The sequence below is a fragment of the Microbulbifer aggregans genome (assembly GCF_020524005.1).
GTDB classification, from domain to species: Bacteria; Pseudomonadota; Gammaproteobacteria; order Pseudomonadales; family Cellvibrionaceae; genus Microbulbifer; species Microbulbifer aggregans_A.
Genome location: NZ_JAIVKK010000007.1, coordinates 241,940 through 258,966 on the forward strand (window position 1 = coordinate 241,940; position 17,027 = coordinate 258,966).

Annotated in this window: 15 protein-coding genes; 7 read left to right on the forward strand and 8 right to left on the reverse strand. The window is 58.1% G+C overall.

Features of this window, described 5'->3' with window-relative positions:
• Positions 1–15: 15 nt before the first annotated feature.
• The 6 genes from LC093_RS14435 to LC093_RS14460 all read left to right on the forward strand — a co-directional run bounded on the left by LC093_RS14435 (position 16) and on the right by LC093_RS14460 (position 6,727).
• A complete protein-coding gene (locus LC093_RS14435; protein WP_226666149.1) occupies positions 16–1,404 on the forward strand; it encodes a sigma-54-dependent transcriptional regulator in 1,389 nt (462 codons plus the stop codon).
• Between the two features lie 939 nt (positions 1,405–2,343).
• A complete protein-coding gene (gene pcnB, locus LC093_RS14440; protein WP_226666156.1) occupies positions 2,344–3,777 on the forward strand; it encodes a polynucleotide adenylyltransferase PcnB in 1,434 nt (477 codons plus the stop codon).
• The gene (gene folK / locus LC093_RS14445) at positions 3,774–4,250 is read left to right on the forward strand and encodes a 2-amino-4-hydroxy-6-hydroxymethyldihydropteridine diphosphokinase (RefSeq protein ID WP_226666157.1); all 477 of its coding nucleotides are present in this window, start codon (positions 3,774–3,776) and stop codon (positions 4,248–4,250) included. The genes pcnB and folK overlap by 4 nt, the downstream gene beginning before the upstream one ends.
• A gap of 96 nt (positions 4,251–4,346) precedes the next feature.
• Entirely contained in the window at positions 4,347–5,003 is a 657-nt protein-coding gene (locus LC093_RS14450; protein WP_226666245.1) for a deoxynucleoside kinase, read from the forward strand.
• Between the two features lie 78 nt (positions 5,004–5,081).
• A complete protein-coding gene (gene panB, locus LC093_RS14455; RefSeq protein ID WP_226666159.1) occupies positions 5,082–5,897 on the forward strand; it encodes a 3-methyl-2-oxobutanoate hydroxymethyltransferase in 816 nt (271 codons plus the stop codon).
• An 11-nt stretch (positions 5,898–5,908) separates the two neighbouring features.
• On the forward strand, positions 5,909–6,727 hold the full coding sequence (locus tag LC093_RS14460; RefSeq protein WP_226666162.1) for an acyl-CoA thioesterase: 819 nt from the start codon (positions 5,909–5,911) through the stop codon (positions 6,725–6,727).
• 3 nt (positions 6,728–6,730) lie between these two features.
• Here the strand turns inward: LC093_RS14460 and zntB are convergent, their stop codons facing one another.
• The 7 genes from zntB to LC093_RS14495 form a co-directional block, all read right to left on the reverse strand.
• A complete protein-coding gene (gene zntB, locus LC093_RS14465) occupies positions 6,731–7,699 on the reverse strand; it encodes a zinc transporter ZntB (RefSeq protein WP_226666164.1) in 969 nt (322 codons plus the stop codon).
• 30 nt (positions 7,700–7,729) lie between these two features.
• Positions 7,730–8,593, reverse strand: a complete 864-nt coding sequence (locus LC093_RS14470; protein ID WP_226666167.1) for a D-hexose-6-phosphate mutarotase — start codon at positions 8,591–8,593, stop codon at positions 7,730–7,732.
• Between the two features lie 83 nt (positions 8,594–8,676).
• Positions 8,677–9,450, reverse strand: a complete 774-nt coding sequence (locus tag LC093_RS14475) for an MBL fold metallo-hydrolase (protein WP_226666178.1) — start codon at positions 9,448–9,450, stop codon at positions 8,677–8,679.
• A 6-nt stretch (positions 9,451–9,456) separates the two neighbouring features.
• Complete coding sequence (gene bamC, locus LC093_RS14480) at positions 9,457–10,635, reverse strand: outer membrane protein assembly factor BamC (RefSeq protein WP_226666180.1); 1,179 nt, start codon at positions 10,633–10,635, stop codon at positions 9,457–9,459.
• A gap of 69 nt (positions 10,636–10,704) precedes the next feature.
• Entirely contained in the window at positions 10,705–11,580 is an 876-nt protein-coding gene (gene dapA / locus LC093_RS14485; protein ID WP_226666182.1) for a 4-hydroxy-tetrahydrodipicolinate synthase, read from the reverse strand.
• 139 nt (positions 11,581–11,719) lie between these two features.
• Entirely contained in the window at positions 11,720–12,688 is a 969-nt protein-coding gene (gene lpxL / locus LC093_RS14490; RefSeq protein ID WP_226666183.1) for an LpxL/LpxP family Kdo(2)-lipid IV(A) lauroyl/palmitoleoyl acyltransferase, read from the reverse strand.
• Between the two features lie 128 nt (positions 12,689–12,816).
• Positions 12,817–13,050, reverse strand: coding sequence for a DUF2789 family protein (locus LC093_RS14495; protein ID WP_226666186.1), 234 nt, complete (start codon positions 13,048–13,050; stop codon positions 12,817–12,819).
• Positions 13,051–13,303: 253 nt separating this feature from the next.
• Between LC093_RS14495 and LC093_RS14500 the strand changes: the two genes are divergently transcribed.
• Positions 13,304–15,925 (forward strand): TonB-dependent receptor plug domain-containing protein, encoded by a 2,622-nt coding sequence (locus tag LC093_RS14500; protein ID WP_226666188.1) that lies wholly within the window; start codon positions 13,304–13,306, stop codon positions 15,923–15,925.
• 57 nt (positions 15,926–15,982) lie between these two features.
• Here the strand turns inward: LC093_RS14500 and LC093_RS14505 are convergent, their stop codons facing one another.
• On the reverse strand, positions 15,983–17,026 hold the full coding sequence (locus LC093_RS14505; RefSeq protein ID WP_226666189.1) for an NADP(H)-dependent aldo-keto reductase: 1,044 nt from the start codon (positions 17,024–17,026) through the stop codon (positions 15,983–15,985).
• Position 17,027: the final 1 nt, after the last annotated feature.

Below are 17,027 nucleotides of genomic sequence, written 5' to 3' on the forward strand. Positions count from 1 at the left end.
AACCAGGCGTAACACATGAGCCATATTCTGATCGTTGAAGATGAAGCCATTATCCGCACAGCTCTGCGCAAGCTGCTGGAGCGGCACCGCTACAAGATCAGTGAAGCCGGCTCCGTACGGGAAGCGACCACCAAGTATCGCATTACCGACTTTGACCTGATCATCTCTGATCTCCGTCTACCCGGAGCTCCCGGTACAGATCTTCTCAAGCTCGCCGGTGACGTACCGGTCCTGATCATGACCAGCTACGCCAGCCTGCGCTCGGCGGTAGACTCCATGCGTATGGGCGCCGCAGATTACATTGCCAAGCCCTTTGATCACGACGAAATGATTGCCACCGTGCGCCGGGTAATCGGCAAAGCGGAGCAGAATCGCGCCGCGGCTCCGGCCAACGACGACCGGCAGGGCCGCGCCATCTCCGGCATGATCGGCGACAGCCCGGTCATGCGTACGCTGTACAACCGCATTCATAAAGTGGCCCCCACCGACGCCACCGTGCTGGTGCACGGCGAAACCGGCACCGGTAAGGAACTGGTCGCCCGAGCCATCCACGAGGAAAGCCGCCGTGCCGGCAAACCTCTGATCTCCGTGAACTGTGCGGCCATCCCGGAAACCCTGATCGAAGCGGAACTGTTTGGTCACGAAAAAGGCGCCTTCACTGGTGCGCAAACAGCGCGCGACGGCCTGATTGCCGCGGCAGACGGCGGCACCCTGTTCCTGGATGAAATCGGTGAATTACCGCTGGAAGCCCAGGCTCGCCTGCTGCGCGTATTACAGGAAGGGGAAGTGCGCCCTATCGGTGCCATCGAATCCCGCAAGGTCAATGTGCGCCTCGTCGCCGCAACCCACCGCAACCTGCGCCAGCTGGCGGCGGAGCGAAAATTCCGGGAAGACCTTTATTACCGGATCAACGTCGTACAGATGACCCTGCCACCCCTGCGCGAACGCGGCAAAGATGTACTGGCCATCGCCGAACACCTGCTGGAAAAATTCTGCGCAAAAATCAACCGCCCCACACTGAAGCTGTCACCGGAAGCCATCCAGGCCGTTACCACCTACACATGGCCAGGTAACGTGCGCGAGCTGGAGAACGCGATTCAACGCGCGGTAATCCTGACCGAGGATCAGACCGAAATCGACCATCGCACCCTCGACATCGACCTCGATCTGGTACCAATCGAAGAAGCCGACCCGGAACGCCTGCCCCGCAGCAGCCTGCATTCGGACCCCCGCGAAGACCTCTCACTGGAGGACTACTTCGCCCGCTTCGTACTGGAACACCAGGAAACCATGAGTGAAACCGAGCTTGCCAAAAAGCTCGGGGTAAGCCGTAAATGTCTGTGGGAGCGCCGCCAGAAGCTCGGGATCCCACGTAAAAAGGCCCGCAGGGCCTTAGAAGCCTGAGACCCGGGCATCAAATTCCCGCAACAATGAAAAAGCCCGGCACATGCCGGGCTTTTTCGTTAGCAACTATTGATTACCGAGCCCAGCGAGCAAGAACCCGACCGGGTAGACGGCGACCACCGACCACACTAACGACACTACTGGCACTACCGGACGGCAATGCCGAAAAGCGGTATCTGCATTCTCCACCCCAACTGTTACCCCACCCACACCACTAAACCGTCGACCGATGAAAATTGGTAACAGTTGAAAGTGTTACCCAAAAGCCGGGGCAGTAACAGTCACCGTACCATGCGTAACGGAAAGCTGTATTAGCGCGCCACAAAAAAGTTCCCAAAAACACTAACTCATTGATTTTTAAGGCTTTTTAAAAGTTGGCACGCTATCTGCTTTGTATAGATCAAACAACAAGAACAGCCAAGAATAAAAATAAATGGCTGATGAAGCCCTAATAACAACTAACAATAAGCGGGCGAAACACAATAAGAAAAACGGCGAGGTCGACAATAAAAGCCTAAGTGACCACAACCGGAGCAAAAAACGACCAATAACAATAATAAGGTCAGAAATAACAATAAAAATAAATAAGAAGACGCAAATCTAATAATAAAAATAAACAATAAGAATAAAGAGTAATAACAAAAATAATAATTTATAGAAGACAACAAAAATAACGACAAGCACGTGACAAACTGACTGATTGTGCCTGGGAGAGGGTTTGCTGAATAGCAAATTGATAGCGCAAGGAAGCCGCTGCCTTCATACCGAATAAGAATAATTTCTTGATTTTTCTTTTCGCACTGCTTGGCTGGTACCCGCTTCGTGCGGGCCGGCAGCTGTGCATTGCCCCTTCTGTGTTAGAATCCGCCTCGATACAAGCTTGGAACCATCGTACAGCCTCACCGCAAGGAAAGGGCTGAGGTCAACACAGATAGCCGTATGTTTAATTCCCTGATCAGCACTATCAAACGCTGGCACAGCAAGCCAACCCAATCCGATTCTCAGGAGATGGCAGGCAGTGCAGCCAAGAAACCCCGCACTAAGTCCAAATCGCCCTCCAAGCCCCGACGAGTCGTCATTCCCCGTAACGATCACGCCATTTCCCGACGAGACATCAGCCGCGCCGCTCTCACGGTAATGAAGCGTCTGCAGGAAGCCGGTTTTCAGGCCTATATCGTTGGCGGCGGCGTGCGCGACCTGCTGCTTAACGGCCACCCAAAAGATTTCGATGTAGCCACTGACGCCACCCCGGAGCAAGCCAAACAACTGTTCCGTGGCGCCAGGATCGTCGGTCGACGCTTCCGGATCCTGCACGCGCGGATTGGGCGCGAGGTGATCGAGGTCACCACCTTCCGCGGGCATCACAGTGATGGCGAGGAACACGAAGCCCAGCAATCCGAACACGGCATGCTGCTGCGCGACAACGTCTATGGCGACCTGGAAAGCGACGCGGTACGACGGGACTTTACGGTCAATGCGCTCTACTACACCACCGACGGTTTTGAGATTCACGACTACACCGGCGGTATGGATGACATTGAGCAACGCCTGATCCGCATGATCGGCGACCCGGCAACCCGGTATAAAGAAGACCCGGTGCGTATGCTGCGCGCTGTGCGCTTCGCCGCCAAACTGGATTTTGATATCGAGCCGGGCACCGCCGCTCCATTAAAGGAGCTCGCACCACTGCTGCGGAATGTGGCCCCGGCACGCATGTTCGACGAGATACTGAAGCTGCTGATGAGCGGCCACGGTGTACGTACTTTTGAGCTGTTGCGCGAGCATCAACTCTGGCCACACCTGTTCCCGGACAATGCCGCACAGCTGGATAGCCCCGAAGCCCTGGAACTGACCCGCCAGGCGTTGCGAAATACCGATCAGCGGATTCGCAACGACCAGCGGGTTACCCCCGCATTCCTGTATGCCGCACTGTTGTGGCCAGCGATCAATTCCGAACAGCAGTTCCTGATGGACAAAGGAATTCCACCAGTCCCTGCTCTTGCTCAGGCGGCACAGAAAATTACCAGCTCGCAATTGGTGCACACGGCGATCCCCAAGCGCTTCTCCATCCCCATGCGCGAAATCTGGGATATGCAGTCACGCCTGCCCCGGCGCGGCGGTGAGCGCGCATTCCGCCTGATGGAGCACCCCCGCTTCCGCGCCGCCTACGACTTCCTGCTCCTGCGTGAAGACAGCGGTGAAATCCCCAAAGGACTGGGACAGTGGTGGACGGAATTCCAGCAGGCCGACGAAGACGGGCGCACACAAATGGTGCGCGAGGCGCCCCGAAATAGCCCGAAAGGAAAAGGGCGTGGCCGCCGCAACCGCGGCGGGCGCCGCCGCGGTGCGAAAAGTGGTGACAGCGCATCATGACCCGCTGCTTCATCGGTCTCGGCAGTAATCTTGAAAACCCGGCGGGGCAGTTGCGCTCCGCCCTTGATGATATTCATGCCCTGCCCCGCACCACATTGGAAAACTGCTCAAGCTTTTACACCAGTGCACCGATTGGCCCGGGTGAGCAGCCCGACTACGTCAATGCCGTCGCTCAACTTGAGACAGCGCTTGCACCAAATGAGCTGCTCGACGCTCTGCAGGCGATCGAACAGCGACATGGCCGCGAACGCTCAGTCCGCTGGGGTGCCCGCACACTGGATTTGGATATACTGCTGTTCGGCAGTGAAATCATTGATACCACCCGCCTCACGGTACCCCATCCGCGTATGGCGGAGCGTAATTTCGTGCTGGAGCCGCTGGCAGAGCTCACTCCCGAGCTGCAACTGCCCGACGGCCGCGACCTGGCAACGCTGCTCCGGCAGTGTCCGCCAAATCGGCTGCACAAGCTGTAGCAGCGCCAAACTCCGGCACTGAAGCCCGAAATAAGATAAAGGAGTAGCCCGGTGACAAGGTCTTCCACTTCGGATACAGCACTCGATTCCCCCTCAATAGAGCTGGACTTGCAGGGTAAAGACCTGCCGCGGTTTATTGCCGTTGAGGGCAACATCGGCGTTGGCAAAACGACCCTGGCCAAGAAACTCGCCGCCACCTTTAACTACGATACCCTGCTGGAGCAGCCGGAAGATAATCCGTTTCTGGAGCGGTTCTACCGCGACCCGAAAAGTGCGGCCCTGCCCACACAGCTGCACTTCCTGTTGCAGCGCTCACAACAGATCCAGGCCCTGCGCCAGAGCGACCTGTTCAAGCCGGTGAGGGTTGCCGACTTCCTGATCGAGAAAGACCAGCTGTTCGCCGAGGTCACCCTCGATAGCGACGAGCTGCAGTTGTACCGCCAGGTGTTCGATCACCTGACACTGGAAGCCCCCAAGCCGGATCTGGTGATCTACCTCCAGGCCCCGCTCAACGTGCTTCAGGAGCGTATCCACAAGCGCGGTATTGCCGCCGAGCGCACGATCAGCAACGACTACCTGGCCACTCTCAATGAGGCCTACACCAATTTTTTCCATTACTACGACGAAGCGCCGCTGTTGATCGTCAACTGTGCCGAAATCGACATCGTCGACAGCCACAAGGACTACCTGCAGCTGGTGGAGTACCTGCTCAACGTCAACAGCGGACGCCATTACTACAATCCGGGCAAATAGCCCGCGATTGAAAACAACGGTAACCAAACCAACCCGGCGACAAGATCGGGCGCACCAGAGATTAATGAGAATCAACCCATGCCATACGGATCCAGTGAACTCACCAAACCGATCACGGTACAGACCCTGCGCAAGATGAAAGCCGATGGCGAAAAGTTCATCTGCGTCGCGCTTTACGATGCGCCCATGGCGGCCATGGCCCAGAAAACCGGTGTCGAGACCGTACTGATCGGCGACTCTCTGGGCATGACTGTGCTCGGGTACGAGAGCACTATCCCCGTAACCATGGAGCAGATGATTTACCACGTTGAAGCCGTGGCACGGGGCAACAAGAAATCCCTGATCATGGGCGATCTGCCGTTCATGACCTACGCCACCCCGGAGCAGGCACTCACCAACGCCACTCGCATCATGCAGGCCGGCGCCCATATGGTGAAAATCGAGGGCGGCGCCTGGCTCGCGCCCACCGTTAAAATGCTCAGTGAGCGCGGCATCCCGGTCTGCGCACATCTCGGCCTCACCCCACAATCCGTGCACAAACTCGGTGGCTTCCGCGTTCAGGGCCGCGGCGACGACCAGGCCGGGAAAATTCTCGACGATGCCGTACAACTGGATGAAGCCGGCGCAGACCTGCTGGTACTCGAATGCGTACCGTCAGAGCTGGCTAAACGCATTACCCAAACCGTCTCGATGCCGACCATCGGTATCGGTGCGGGCGCCGAAACCGATGCCCAGGTGCTGGTCATCAATGACATTCTCGGTCTCACGGAAAAGCCACCGAAGTTTTCCAAGAACTTCCTGTTGGAAGCCGGCGATATCCCCGGCGCGCTGCGCAAATACGCCGAAGATGTGAAGAACGGCCGATTCCCTGATGACACGCACTCTTTTAGCTGAGGCAGCCACTCATGGAATTCAATGAAGTTTTGCGCGGTGCGCGGGAACATATCGCTGCGCAACAGCCGCTACAGGTTCCGGATGGCTGGGGCCAGGGACGCGCAACATTTGGTGGAATGGCGGCCGCCCTGCTTTATGAAGCCGTTGAAGAAGAACTGTCGCGCACAGTAGAGGGCAGTATCCCCCTGCGCTCGCTGACACTTTCTTTTGTCGCTCCAGCAGAAGTGGGAGAGTTGAACACCAGCGTTACCACACTGCGTGCCGGACGCTCGGCGGTCCAGATCGAGGCCCGCGCTACCCAGGGCAATCAGGTGGTCACTGCTGCGCTGGCAAGCTTTGGCAGACCGCGGGAATCTACCATCGTTGTTCGCCCGGCAGCCGCTCCGGCATTTCCCGCACCGCAGGATTGCGAGGCCCTGCCCTACATTGAAGGTATTGTCCCGGAATTTACCCGGCATTTTGATTACCGCATCGCCGCCGGTGGTCTGCCCTTCAGCGGCAATAGCGAAGCCTGTCTGGGCGGCTGGATCCGTTTCAAAAGCCCGACAGGCCCAACTGCCATCAGTCACCTGCTGGCACTGATCGACGCCTGGCCACCGGCGGTATTGCCGATGCTCAAACAGCCGGCACCCGCCAGCTCCATGGCGTGGACAGTCGAGATATTGCAATCAGCCCAGGAACAGAGCGAAGCCAACGGTGAGGACTGGTGGCAATATCTGGCCGAGGTGGACCAGGCCGGGGACGGCTATGCGGTTACCCAGGCCCGCCTGTGGGATGCCCAGGGCAATCTGGTGGCACTGTCGCGGCAAACGGTATCGGTATTCGGCTGAGCGCTAGAGCCACTTGTTCCAGCGAAACACCAACAGCTGGATAGCCACTGTCACCACCAGTAACACACTGAAAATCAAAAACGCGTGCGGGTTTTCGGAGCCCGGAATCCCGCCCACGTTGATCCCCAGCAGTCCGGTGAAAAAACCCAGCGGCAGGAAAATCGCGGCGACAATCGACAGCATATACATACGGCTGTTGAGCTGTTCGGATATCCGGCTCATCAACTCTTCCTGGGTAACGGCAGCCCGCTCGCGCACCGCATCGATGTCTTCGATATGCCGCAGCAAGCGGTCACTGACCTCACGCAAGCGAATGCGGTTGGCTTCGGTTACCCAGCCGACTTTCTCCACCATCAGCCGCGCCAGCGCCTCACGCTCAGGAGCGAGATAACGGCGCAGGGTAATGGTCTGCTTGCGCAGCATAGCTAGGTCAAATCGCAAGGTGCTACTGGCACCGGCCACTACCCGGTCTTCGAGTTCATCGATGGTGTCTTCGAACGAATCCACCGTGTCACTCATGCGCCACACCAGAAGGTCCGCCAGTTCCACCAACAGATCTGCGCAGGTTTCAGGGCCGCGCCCGGCATCCAGTTGCCGGCACAGGTCGCCAACCGATAGCAGCTGACGCTTGCGGGTACTGATGATCCGCGCCTCTTCCACCCACAAGCGGATGGATACCATATCTTCCGGTTGCGATTCAGGGTTGAGGTTTACCCCCCGCAGCGCAATCAGCAGGCCATCGCCGATACTCGTCGTGCGCGGGCGGGTTTCTTCCGTCAGCAGGGCTTCCGCGACCAGTGGCTCCAGGCCTGCGTTAGAACTGATCCAATCCCGCGCCACGGGGTCCGTATAGTCAAAATGCAGCCACAGGCGGCCATCGGATGGCGTCCAGGCCCGGGCTTCATCCCAGCTCAATGGCCGGCCTCCACCTTTGCCATCCAGCAGGTAGGCGTGAATCAGTCCGGTATCCATAACCCCCTCCCCTTGCCCGGGTTCAGTCGCTTAGCGCGACAATGTCAGACGAGCGGACGCCGATTCGCCGGCCGCCAGCTGCCAGCTATTGGCGAACGCATTGCCATGCTCTACACAGACAAATTCGCGGTAGTGATCGCCCACATCCGCCAACGTGGCCGCCAGGGCCTCACCAGGGTTCCAGGTAATCACGGTATGGCAATTGTCACTGTGTGCGGTGATCGGGTTGGCAGTGATAATTTTTTGCGTCGCTGTCGCATGTTCAAAAACCCGGTCCACTTCGCCGGGGAAGGTCTGCACGTCTTCGAGACGGCAGCGGGCAAAATCGAGCGTTTTATCGAGATATTCAACGCCGCCGAGCCCCTCGACAGCAACCGCCGCAATATCATCCACCGCAAAATAGGAGTGCAGTGCCCAGCTGAACTCCGCTGTCTGTGTCGAGGTATTGGTGAGATTAAGCGCGAATTCCAGCTCTGCGCCCAACAGCACGGACAGCTCGCAGGAAAAGTCGGCAGAGAAGAGCGCATCACCACTGTGCCGGTAAGTGAAGACCAACTTCACCCGACCATCAGGTTCCTCGCTGGTTGTCGCCAGCTCCCACAATTGATTGCGCACCAGCCCGTGCTTTGGCTTGCTCGGGTCGGTACGGTTTACCCCAAACCAGGGCAGGCACAGAGGTACACCACCACGTACAGCGGTTCCAGGTTCAAAGACTGCCTGCGGGCTCACCCACAGCAGGGGAGGACGACCCGCGGCGGCGAACTCCAGAACCTGGGCGCCCTGTAGCGCAATCACCGCCCGGCATTTCGCCGTTTCAACCAGTACTACATCCAGACCGGGTTTGCCGTAGAGCGCGCCGGTATCGGTGCGCGTGAGAAATGCATCTGCCGTCACTGAGAAAACTCCGTGTTGTGCTCAGGAAATTATGTTTGCGGAGGGAATGGTGCCACGAAAAGACGCTTCGTGGGACAGGAGTATCAATCTGCTTTGTTTACCTGTAACCAGTCAAAGCCTTCCTGCTGGCAGGCAAAGATACAATTCGCGGCCTTGGCACTCGCATCGGCCAGCACCTCACGGGCGCGCTCCAGGCTGTTGTTCTTCTCGCTGATATGCGCCACCACAAGGTGCTGCAAGCGCTCTGCGCCCACCCTCTCGAGAAATCCGGCTGCCTGCTGGTTGCTGAGATGGCCGTAGGCGCCACCGACCCGACGCTTTAACGAGGGGGGATAGGGCCCCTGCGCCAGCATTTGCGGATCGTGATTGGCTTCCAGCACCAGCGCATCGCAATCGCCGAAATGGGTTTCGACATGTGGGGTAATGGTACCGAGGTCGGTCAGTAGCCCAAGGCTGCTGCCACGGCTGCGAAACACAAATTGCGCAGCTTCCCGCGCATCGTGCGGCACCGCAACGGGTGTGACCTGAATATCCCCCACGACAAACGGCTGGTGGCCTTCGATCAGCACGACTTCCGGCAAGGCGCCTATATCGCGCGCGCGCAAAGTGCCCGGAGTCAGGTACACCGGCAGGCGATACTTGCGCGCCAGCGGCCCGACACCGGACATATGATCACTGTGTTCGTGAGTAACCAGGATGGCGGACAGCTCCGCCGGAGACATGCCGAGCCGCGCCATGCGCCGCTCGGTTTCTTTGATGGTGAACCCGCAGTCCACCAGCAGGCAGTGGTCGCCACTGGCGACCAGGGTGCCGTTTCCCTTACTACCACTGCCCAGGGAGGCAAACCTGATCGCCATGAATGATCAGATCAGGTTCTGGCGAATCGCCATCAGCAGTTCAGAGGTCTTGGCTCGAGACAGCGGCTTGCCACGGGTGTTGCGGATGCGCACCTCCATGACACCGTCCTGCCCATCACGCATGACCACCAGATAGCCGGGGATATTGCTGTCCGGTGCGCCGCCAACGCCTTGAATATCGCTAAACAGTGCAGATTCTGCCTGGGCAGACACGTCAATATTCGCCAGTACCTGCTGCAGACTGAAGGCATCGGCCGACTTGGCCAGTTTGTCTTCACCTTTGCCCGAACCCCAGCCGGAGAACCAGCCTTCGTCCTCGTCTGACAGCTCCCGCTCGCTATCGTAGGTTACGTAGAGAATACCGATATCGGAATCTTCTTTATGTAAACGATAACCCCCGGTATTCAGGGCGTGAGCCACGGTCGCCCAGGCACGGTTTTTAGCCAGATCAAGCGCGATATAGGGCTCTTTCCCCGCCGGCTCCATCACCTGTACTTTTACCTTGCTGCCGCCGATCGACTGCGCGACCAACGACGCCGCCGCTCCGGTAGAGTCTACCGCCAGGGCATTGGACATCTCATCGATCATCCAGCCTTCGCGCTCGGGGCTGCTGGACTGCGCCGGCCATTCCACCGGACCGTCCGTTGGCATATTCAGCGGCACGGCTAGGTGACGCACATGAATTTCCGTGGAGTCAGGTTGTACACCGGACTCCACCTGCAGGCGGTAACGGTCCTTGGTTTCCGGGTTGTCACCGAAGGTCAGCCACGCTGTCTCCATGGTGCCGGTGCCGGCATCGGAAAGCGCCAGCTGTAAGCCGGAAGAACGCAGGAAGTAATGCAGCTGCGGCCAGACTTCGTCCGGCGACTGATTGACCAGTACCCAGCGACGGTTGCCCAGTTTCTGGATCTTGACGCGATCCAGGCCCACATTGACCGATAGTGCCTGCGGGCGCGGTACGACAAAAGACCCACGCTCGACTTCACCACTGATCTGCGGCACCTCGTACAGCTCTTCCTGATTTTTGGTGCTGATACCTTCGGGCATCTGCAGCGGTGGCAGGCTGTCAGCCATCTGGTAGTCGTCACCGCGATCGCGGAAATATCCGTCGTTGCCGAAGATGCCACAGCCGCTAACGGCAGTGACAGCAGCGCACAAGAGAGCTCCGGCGGTAAATCTTGTCATTATTGGTACCTTATCGGTTCAGTCATGGGGTGGTGCAGTCACACCACCGCTGTATTTTCCTGCAGCCTTTCAGAGTACGCCGGCGCTGCGCAGAGCTTCGCGCACCCGTGCGTGATATTCAGGGGACAGACTGGTGAGCGGCAGACGAATTCCACCGTCGATACGTCCCATTTCCTTCAGGGCCCACTTCACCGGGATCGGGTTGGCTTCGACAAACAGTGCCTGATGCAGAACGTCGATACGCTGGTTGATCGCCCGGGCCGTTTCCGCATCACCGGCGATGGCAGCCTCGCACATCTGCGCCACGGCTGCCGGCGCGACATTGGCCGTCACACTGATGTTGCCGTGGCCGCCCAGCAGCATCAACTCCACTGCGGTGGCATCGTCACCGGAATAGACCGCGAAGCCTTCCGGCACTGAGTCAATCAGCTGGCGCGCGCGCTCGAGGTCGCCGGTGGCTTCCTTGATACCAACGATATTGCTGACGGAAGTCAGTCGCTGCACCGTTTCCGGCAGCAGATCAACGGCTGTACGGCCCGGCACATTGTAGAGAATCTGGGGAATATTGACGGCCTTCGCGACCGCCTTGTAATGCTGGTACAGGCCTTCCTGAGTCGGCTTGTTGTAGTACGGCGTTACCAGCAGACAGGCGTCAGCCCCGCACTTGGCGGCCGTTGCGGTGAGTTCGATGGCTTCTGTCGTGGAGTTGGCGCCGGTGCCGGCAATCACCGGGATGCGGCCCGCGACCTGATCCACCACACGGCGAATGACTTCCAGGTGCTCATGTACGTCCAGCGTGGCGGACTCACCGGTAGTGCCCACAGCGACCAGTGAGCGGGTGCCCTGCTCGATATGCCATTCCACAAGCTCGTGCAGCTTTTCCCAATCGAGGCCGCCGTCTGCATACATGGGTGTGACCAATGCCACCATACTGCCGGAAATCATTGCAACTCCTTCTCCAGCCGGCTACCGGGCCGGTCTGTACCGCAAAAAAATGAATGCGGTATGTTACTGAGCGTGCCAGTTCGATGCCAGCGCTAATAAGAGAGCGCAGCCCCAAGCCGTCCCGACACATCAAAAATGGTTATTTTTTGCGCTTTTTCCTGCGCCGCCGGCGCCGCTTGCCCGCATCCCCGTAAAAGCCTTCTTCGCCTTCCGGACGGGTCTTGAAGCGACGGTGAACCCACATGTACTGGGCCGGGTTCTCGCGCATACGCGCTTCCACGAATTGATTGACCAGAATTGCGTCCTTCAGTTCGTCTCCAGACGGAATTTCCTTGATCGGTGGGAACACCTTGACGTGATAGTGACCGCGTTCTTCGAGGCGGGTTACCGTGTAAGGCACCACCTGGGCACGCCCTACCCTCGCAAAACGGGAAGTTCCGGTAACCGTTGCCGCCGGAATCCCAAACAGCGGCGCAAACACCCCCTGTTTGATGCCGTAGTCCTGATCTGGCGCATACCAAACCGCCCGGCCGTTCTTCAATGCCCGCAGCATGCCGCGTACATCCTTGCGCTGGAACACGTCAGAATCCTCGCCGTGACGCTCACGTCCCTTGCGCTGCATATAGTCGTACACAGGGTTTTTGTGGGGGCGGTACATGCCATCTACCGGATGGCTCATGGCCATGAAAGCCGCACCAATTTCCAGAGTGGTGAAATGCATCGCCATCATCACCACGCCCTGCCCACGCTCCCTGGGCTCCTGCAGGTGCTCGAGGCCCTCGATGGTGAAACGCTTGCGCAACCAGCGGCTGGAACGGAACCAGGCCATCCCCGTCTCCATCAGTGCGATACCGTTGGAGGCGAAATTGCGCCGCAGCAGCTGCTCACGCTTTTGCGCGGACAATTCGGGGAAGCAGAGGGCCAGATTGCGATCGGCGATCACGCGGCGGGTCTTGGCCAGTTTCAGCATGAGATGCCCCAGGCCACGCCCGAGCGCCATCTGCCAGCGGTAAGGAAGCTGGGCGATCAAAAACCAAACGCCAAAGAGAAGCCAGGTGAGCCAGTAGCGCGGGTGCAACAAGGCTGCGCGAAAATGCGGTTTTTCCATAGGATGAGAATCGAGATGCCGCTGAGGTCAAGAAAGCGGCGCATTATAGCTGCGCCGACGGCAACCGGATACTCGCGCGCCAGAATACTTGGCACAAATGGTTGGCAATGCCCGGCAATCTGTGCAGATCAGTGACGAAGAAGTGCGTCCAGCTCGTCGACGACTTCGCACCAGTCCGAGTCTTCTGCGATGGCGTCATGTAAAAACTCACGCTGCCCATCGCTCCAGAAGCCCGCTTTTTCTAGCCTGTCCTCCCCCGCCAGGCGATGGCGGGCCAGGAAGTCCTCAATCGCATCCGCCCCGGCATCCAGGCCAAGCTGAGCAAAGAGATCCTGCAAAGTGTGGTGGCCGGTAGTTTCCATCGTTGTGTCACCTTGGAACTGAGTTGGCATCACCCTCGATTATAGCCTTCTGACGCCGATAGCCACTGCGCTCCCCGCCCTCCATCGCGAATTGAACGCCAGGAAAAACACTTGCACGACACCTTCGCGATCAGATTCACGGATTTGTCACAAGACAATTTCCCCTGAAACCTTTGTTGATAAGCTGGCAGAGCAATGCCCAGAAAAATAATTATTTCACCACGATGCAAGACAAGACGAGGTCTAGGCAAATATGAAAGGATTTCTAGCAAGAACACCTATTGCGCTGTGCATTTCTGCAACATTGTTTTCCGCTCACACACTCTCCCAGAGCACCGACGAGGCGGATATGGAGCTGGTGGAAGTCACCGGCTCCCACATCAAGCGCGCCGCCATGGACGGGCCGGCACCGGTTACCAGCCTCACCGCGGAAGATATCGCCAACACCGGGGTCACGGACCTGATTGGCCTGTTTGCAAAGATGCCGGTCTCTGGCCAGGGTACCTTCTCCACCCAGGCCAACAGCAGTGACGACACCGCCAACGGCGGCTCCAGCGTATCCCTGCGCGGACTGGGCGCAGACTCGACCCTGATTCTCGTCAACGGCCGCCGCGTATCTGTCAGCCCCTTCGCCAAAAACATCGACACCGCATTCGTCGATATCAACAACATCCCCCTCGCCGCCATCAAACGCGTCGACATCCTCAAGGACGGTGCCTCAGCAACCTATGGCTCAGACGCCGTCGCCGGGGTGATCAACATCATTCTCCGGGATGACTTCGACGGCCTGGAAATCTCCGGCAAGATCGGCGGCACCAGCGAAGGCGGCGGCGAGGAAAGTAATATCAGTATGGTGTGGGGGCATGTAACGGATGAGAGCAGCCATACGTTTATCGTTGACTACTTCAGCCGCGACGAAATCCTGTACGCTGACCGCAGTTACGCCCGTTCCGCAAATCAGGCGGCCCTTCGCCCTAACGACCCGTTTGCCACAGACTTCAGCAGCTCTGCAGGCATTCCCGGCACCATCGCCCTCGCTTCCGACCCCACCGTGCGCCTGGCAGACACATTCGGCAATGACGTCTGTGCCGCAGGAGATATCGATACCGCCAACAACCTTTGCCGTTACGATTACGCGCCCTATATGAGCATGGTGCCATCCACCGAGCGCGTCAGCTTCAACTACATGGGGCGCTACTCACTCAGCGCCAATGTCGAAGCCTTCGCGGAGATAACCGGCCAGAACTCGAAAACAACCGTAAAGGGCGCCGGTAGCCCGAGTTTCAATGAACTGTTTATGTCCGGCGACAACATCAACCATCCCTTCGCAGACGCCCCCAGCCACCCGTTTTACCAGCAAGACCTGACCATGCGCCGGCGCACCGTGGATATCGGCAACCGCCGCAAGGAAGTGGATTCCGACTACTTCCGCAGTGTACTGGGATTGGAAGGCGAGATCGGCACCTGGAACTGGGAAGCTGCCTACAGCTATATCAAGAGCGACGCGGTAGAACGCGGTGTAGACGGATTCCCCAATATCCGCCGCGTGCAGGAAGCAATCGACAGTGGCCTGTGGGATCCCTTCGAACCCTCCGCCAACAGCGCGGAAGCGCTCGCCTATATCGAGACCACCACCTCCCGGGTTGGCAAATCCACCACCCGCACCTATGACGCACAGTTTTCCGGCCCCCTGCTGACAATGCCCTCCGGCGACCTGATGCTCGCGCTGGGTGTGGAACACCGCAAGGATTCCATCAGCGACAACCCCGATGACCAGTTCCTGCGCGGTGAAATCTTCGGTACCGAAGCCACCCAGGCCAATGGCAGCCGCGACAATACCGCCGTGTTTGCAGAACTGGCCGTGCCACTGTTGGACACGCTGGAAATGCAGCTCGCCGTGCGCCATGAGGACTACAGTGATTTCGGCACCACGACTGACCCCAAGGTGTCATTGCTGTGGTCACCGCTGGATAGCCTGTCACTGCGGGGCTCCTGGGGTACCGCTTTCCGCGCACCGTCACTGGCGCAACTGGGGCTCGGCCGTACCGATGAATCCCCGACATTGGTGGACCCTACTCGCTGTGCGGCCGTAGGCAACGTCAACAAGGCCTGTGAGCCGCAGGAGTACACCGCTATTTTTTCCGGTAACCCGGAGCTCGGCCCGGAGGAATCGGAAAACTATAACCTCGGTGTTATCGTCAATTTCAGTGAACAGTTCACCGCCTCACTGGACTACTACCACTACGACATCGAGAACATCATCGATTCCGATACCCAGTTCGTGTTCAGTGCCTTCGGTAATGATCCGTCTGTAGTGGAGCGCCTGCCTTCCAGTGATCCCAATGACCCGGGCGAAGTGGTGGCCATTTATGACTCCTTCCAGAATATTGGCAACCTCACCACCTCCGGCCTGGACCTGGACCTGCGTTACGGTTTTGACACCGACATCGGCAGCTTCGGTATTTCCTACACCATGAATTACATGCTGGAGTACGAAGACCGTCGCCCGGATGGCAACGGAGGCTCACGGGTTAACCTGACAGAAGGAGACTACGAACTGCCACCGTGGTGCTGGACCGCTGCAGCAGACTGGAGTTACAACGATATTGGCGCGCGTCTGGCAGTGAACTATATCGACAGCTTTGAGCAGGATGCCGCCGTCCAGCAACCCGGCATGAGCGATATCGATGCCATGACGACTGTTGATACCACAGTGAATTACTTTGGCTTTGACAGCATAACCGTCACCCTCGGGGTAACAAATCTGCTCGATGAAGAACCGCCATTCGACTACGCCGACTTCATGGGGTTCACCCCGACCATCCACAGCGGCCAGGGACGTTTTGCCTACCTGTCATCTACTTACCGGTTCTGATCAACCAATAAAAAAGCCCGTCATTTAGACGGGCTTTTTTTATCTGCAAACTGGAACTTATGGCGCAGGATTCGGGTTTGCGTTGTGCACAGCCTCAATCGCCGCAAGCTGTTCGCTATCAAGCACAATACCGGCACTGGCAATATTGCTCTCAAGCTGTGCCATTGTCGTGGCACCGATAATATTCGAGGTCACAAACGGCTGCTGGGTAACGAAGGCCAACGCCATCTGCGCGGGATCCAGACCAAACTCTTGCGCCAGTTTCACATACGCTTCCGTCGCCTGTACCGCTCGCTCACCGGTATACCGCTGGAAGCGGTCAAACAGAGTAAGCCGCGCGCCCACGGGTTTCTGTCCGTGCAGGTATTTACCACTCAGGGTGCCAAATGCCAGTGGAGAGTAGGCCAGCAATCCACATTTTTCGCGAATAGCCATTTCCCCAGCCCCCACCTCAAACGTGCGGTTTACCAGGCTGTATGGATTCTGAATTGAGGCAATACGGGGCTTGCCCTTGGCTGCAGAAAGTTTGAGATATTCCATCATGCCCCAGGGCGTCTCATTGGAAACGCCAATATGACGAACCTTGCCGGCCTTCACCAGCTCCTCCAGTGCGTCCAGCGTTTCGGCAATGGCGATACCGTCATCATCACCATGCACATAACCCAGCTTGCCAAAAAAGTTGGCCTGGCGCTCCGGCCAGTGCACCTGATAGAGATCGATATAGTCGGTCTTCAGGCGCACGAGTGAGTCGTCACAGGCCTGCAGTACCTGCTCACGGCTCAGGCGGGGGCCGCCGCGAATATGGCCGACGCCTGAATTGGCCGCACTGCGGCCGGTGACTTTGCTGGCAACAACGACCTGCTCGCGATTGCCGCGCGCCGCGAGCCAGTTACCGATAACGGCTTCAGTCTGGCCATAGGTTTCAGGTCTGGGCGGTACCGGGTACATCTCTGCACAGTCTATAAAATTGACACCATTGGCAAGCGCGTAATCCAGTTGCTCGAACCCTTCAGCTTCGGAATTCTGCTCACCGAATGTCATGGTACCGAGGCAGATCTTACTGACCTGCAGATCCGTATTACCCAGTTGGCGCTGTTCCATC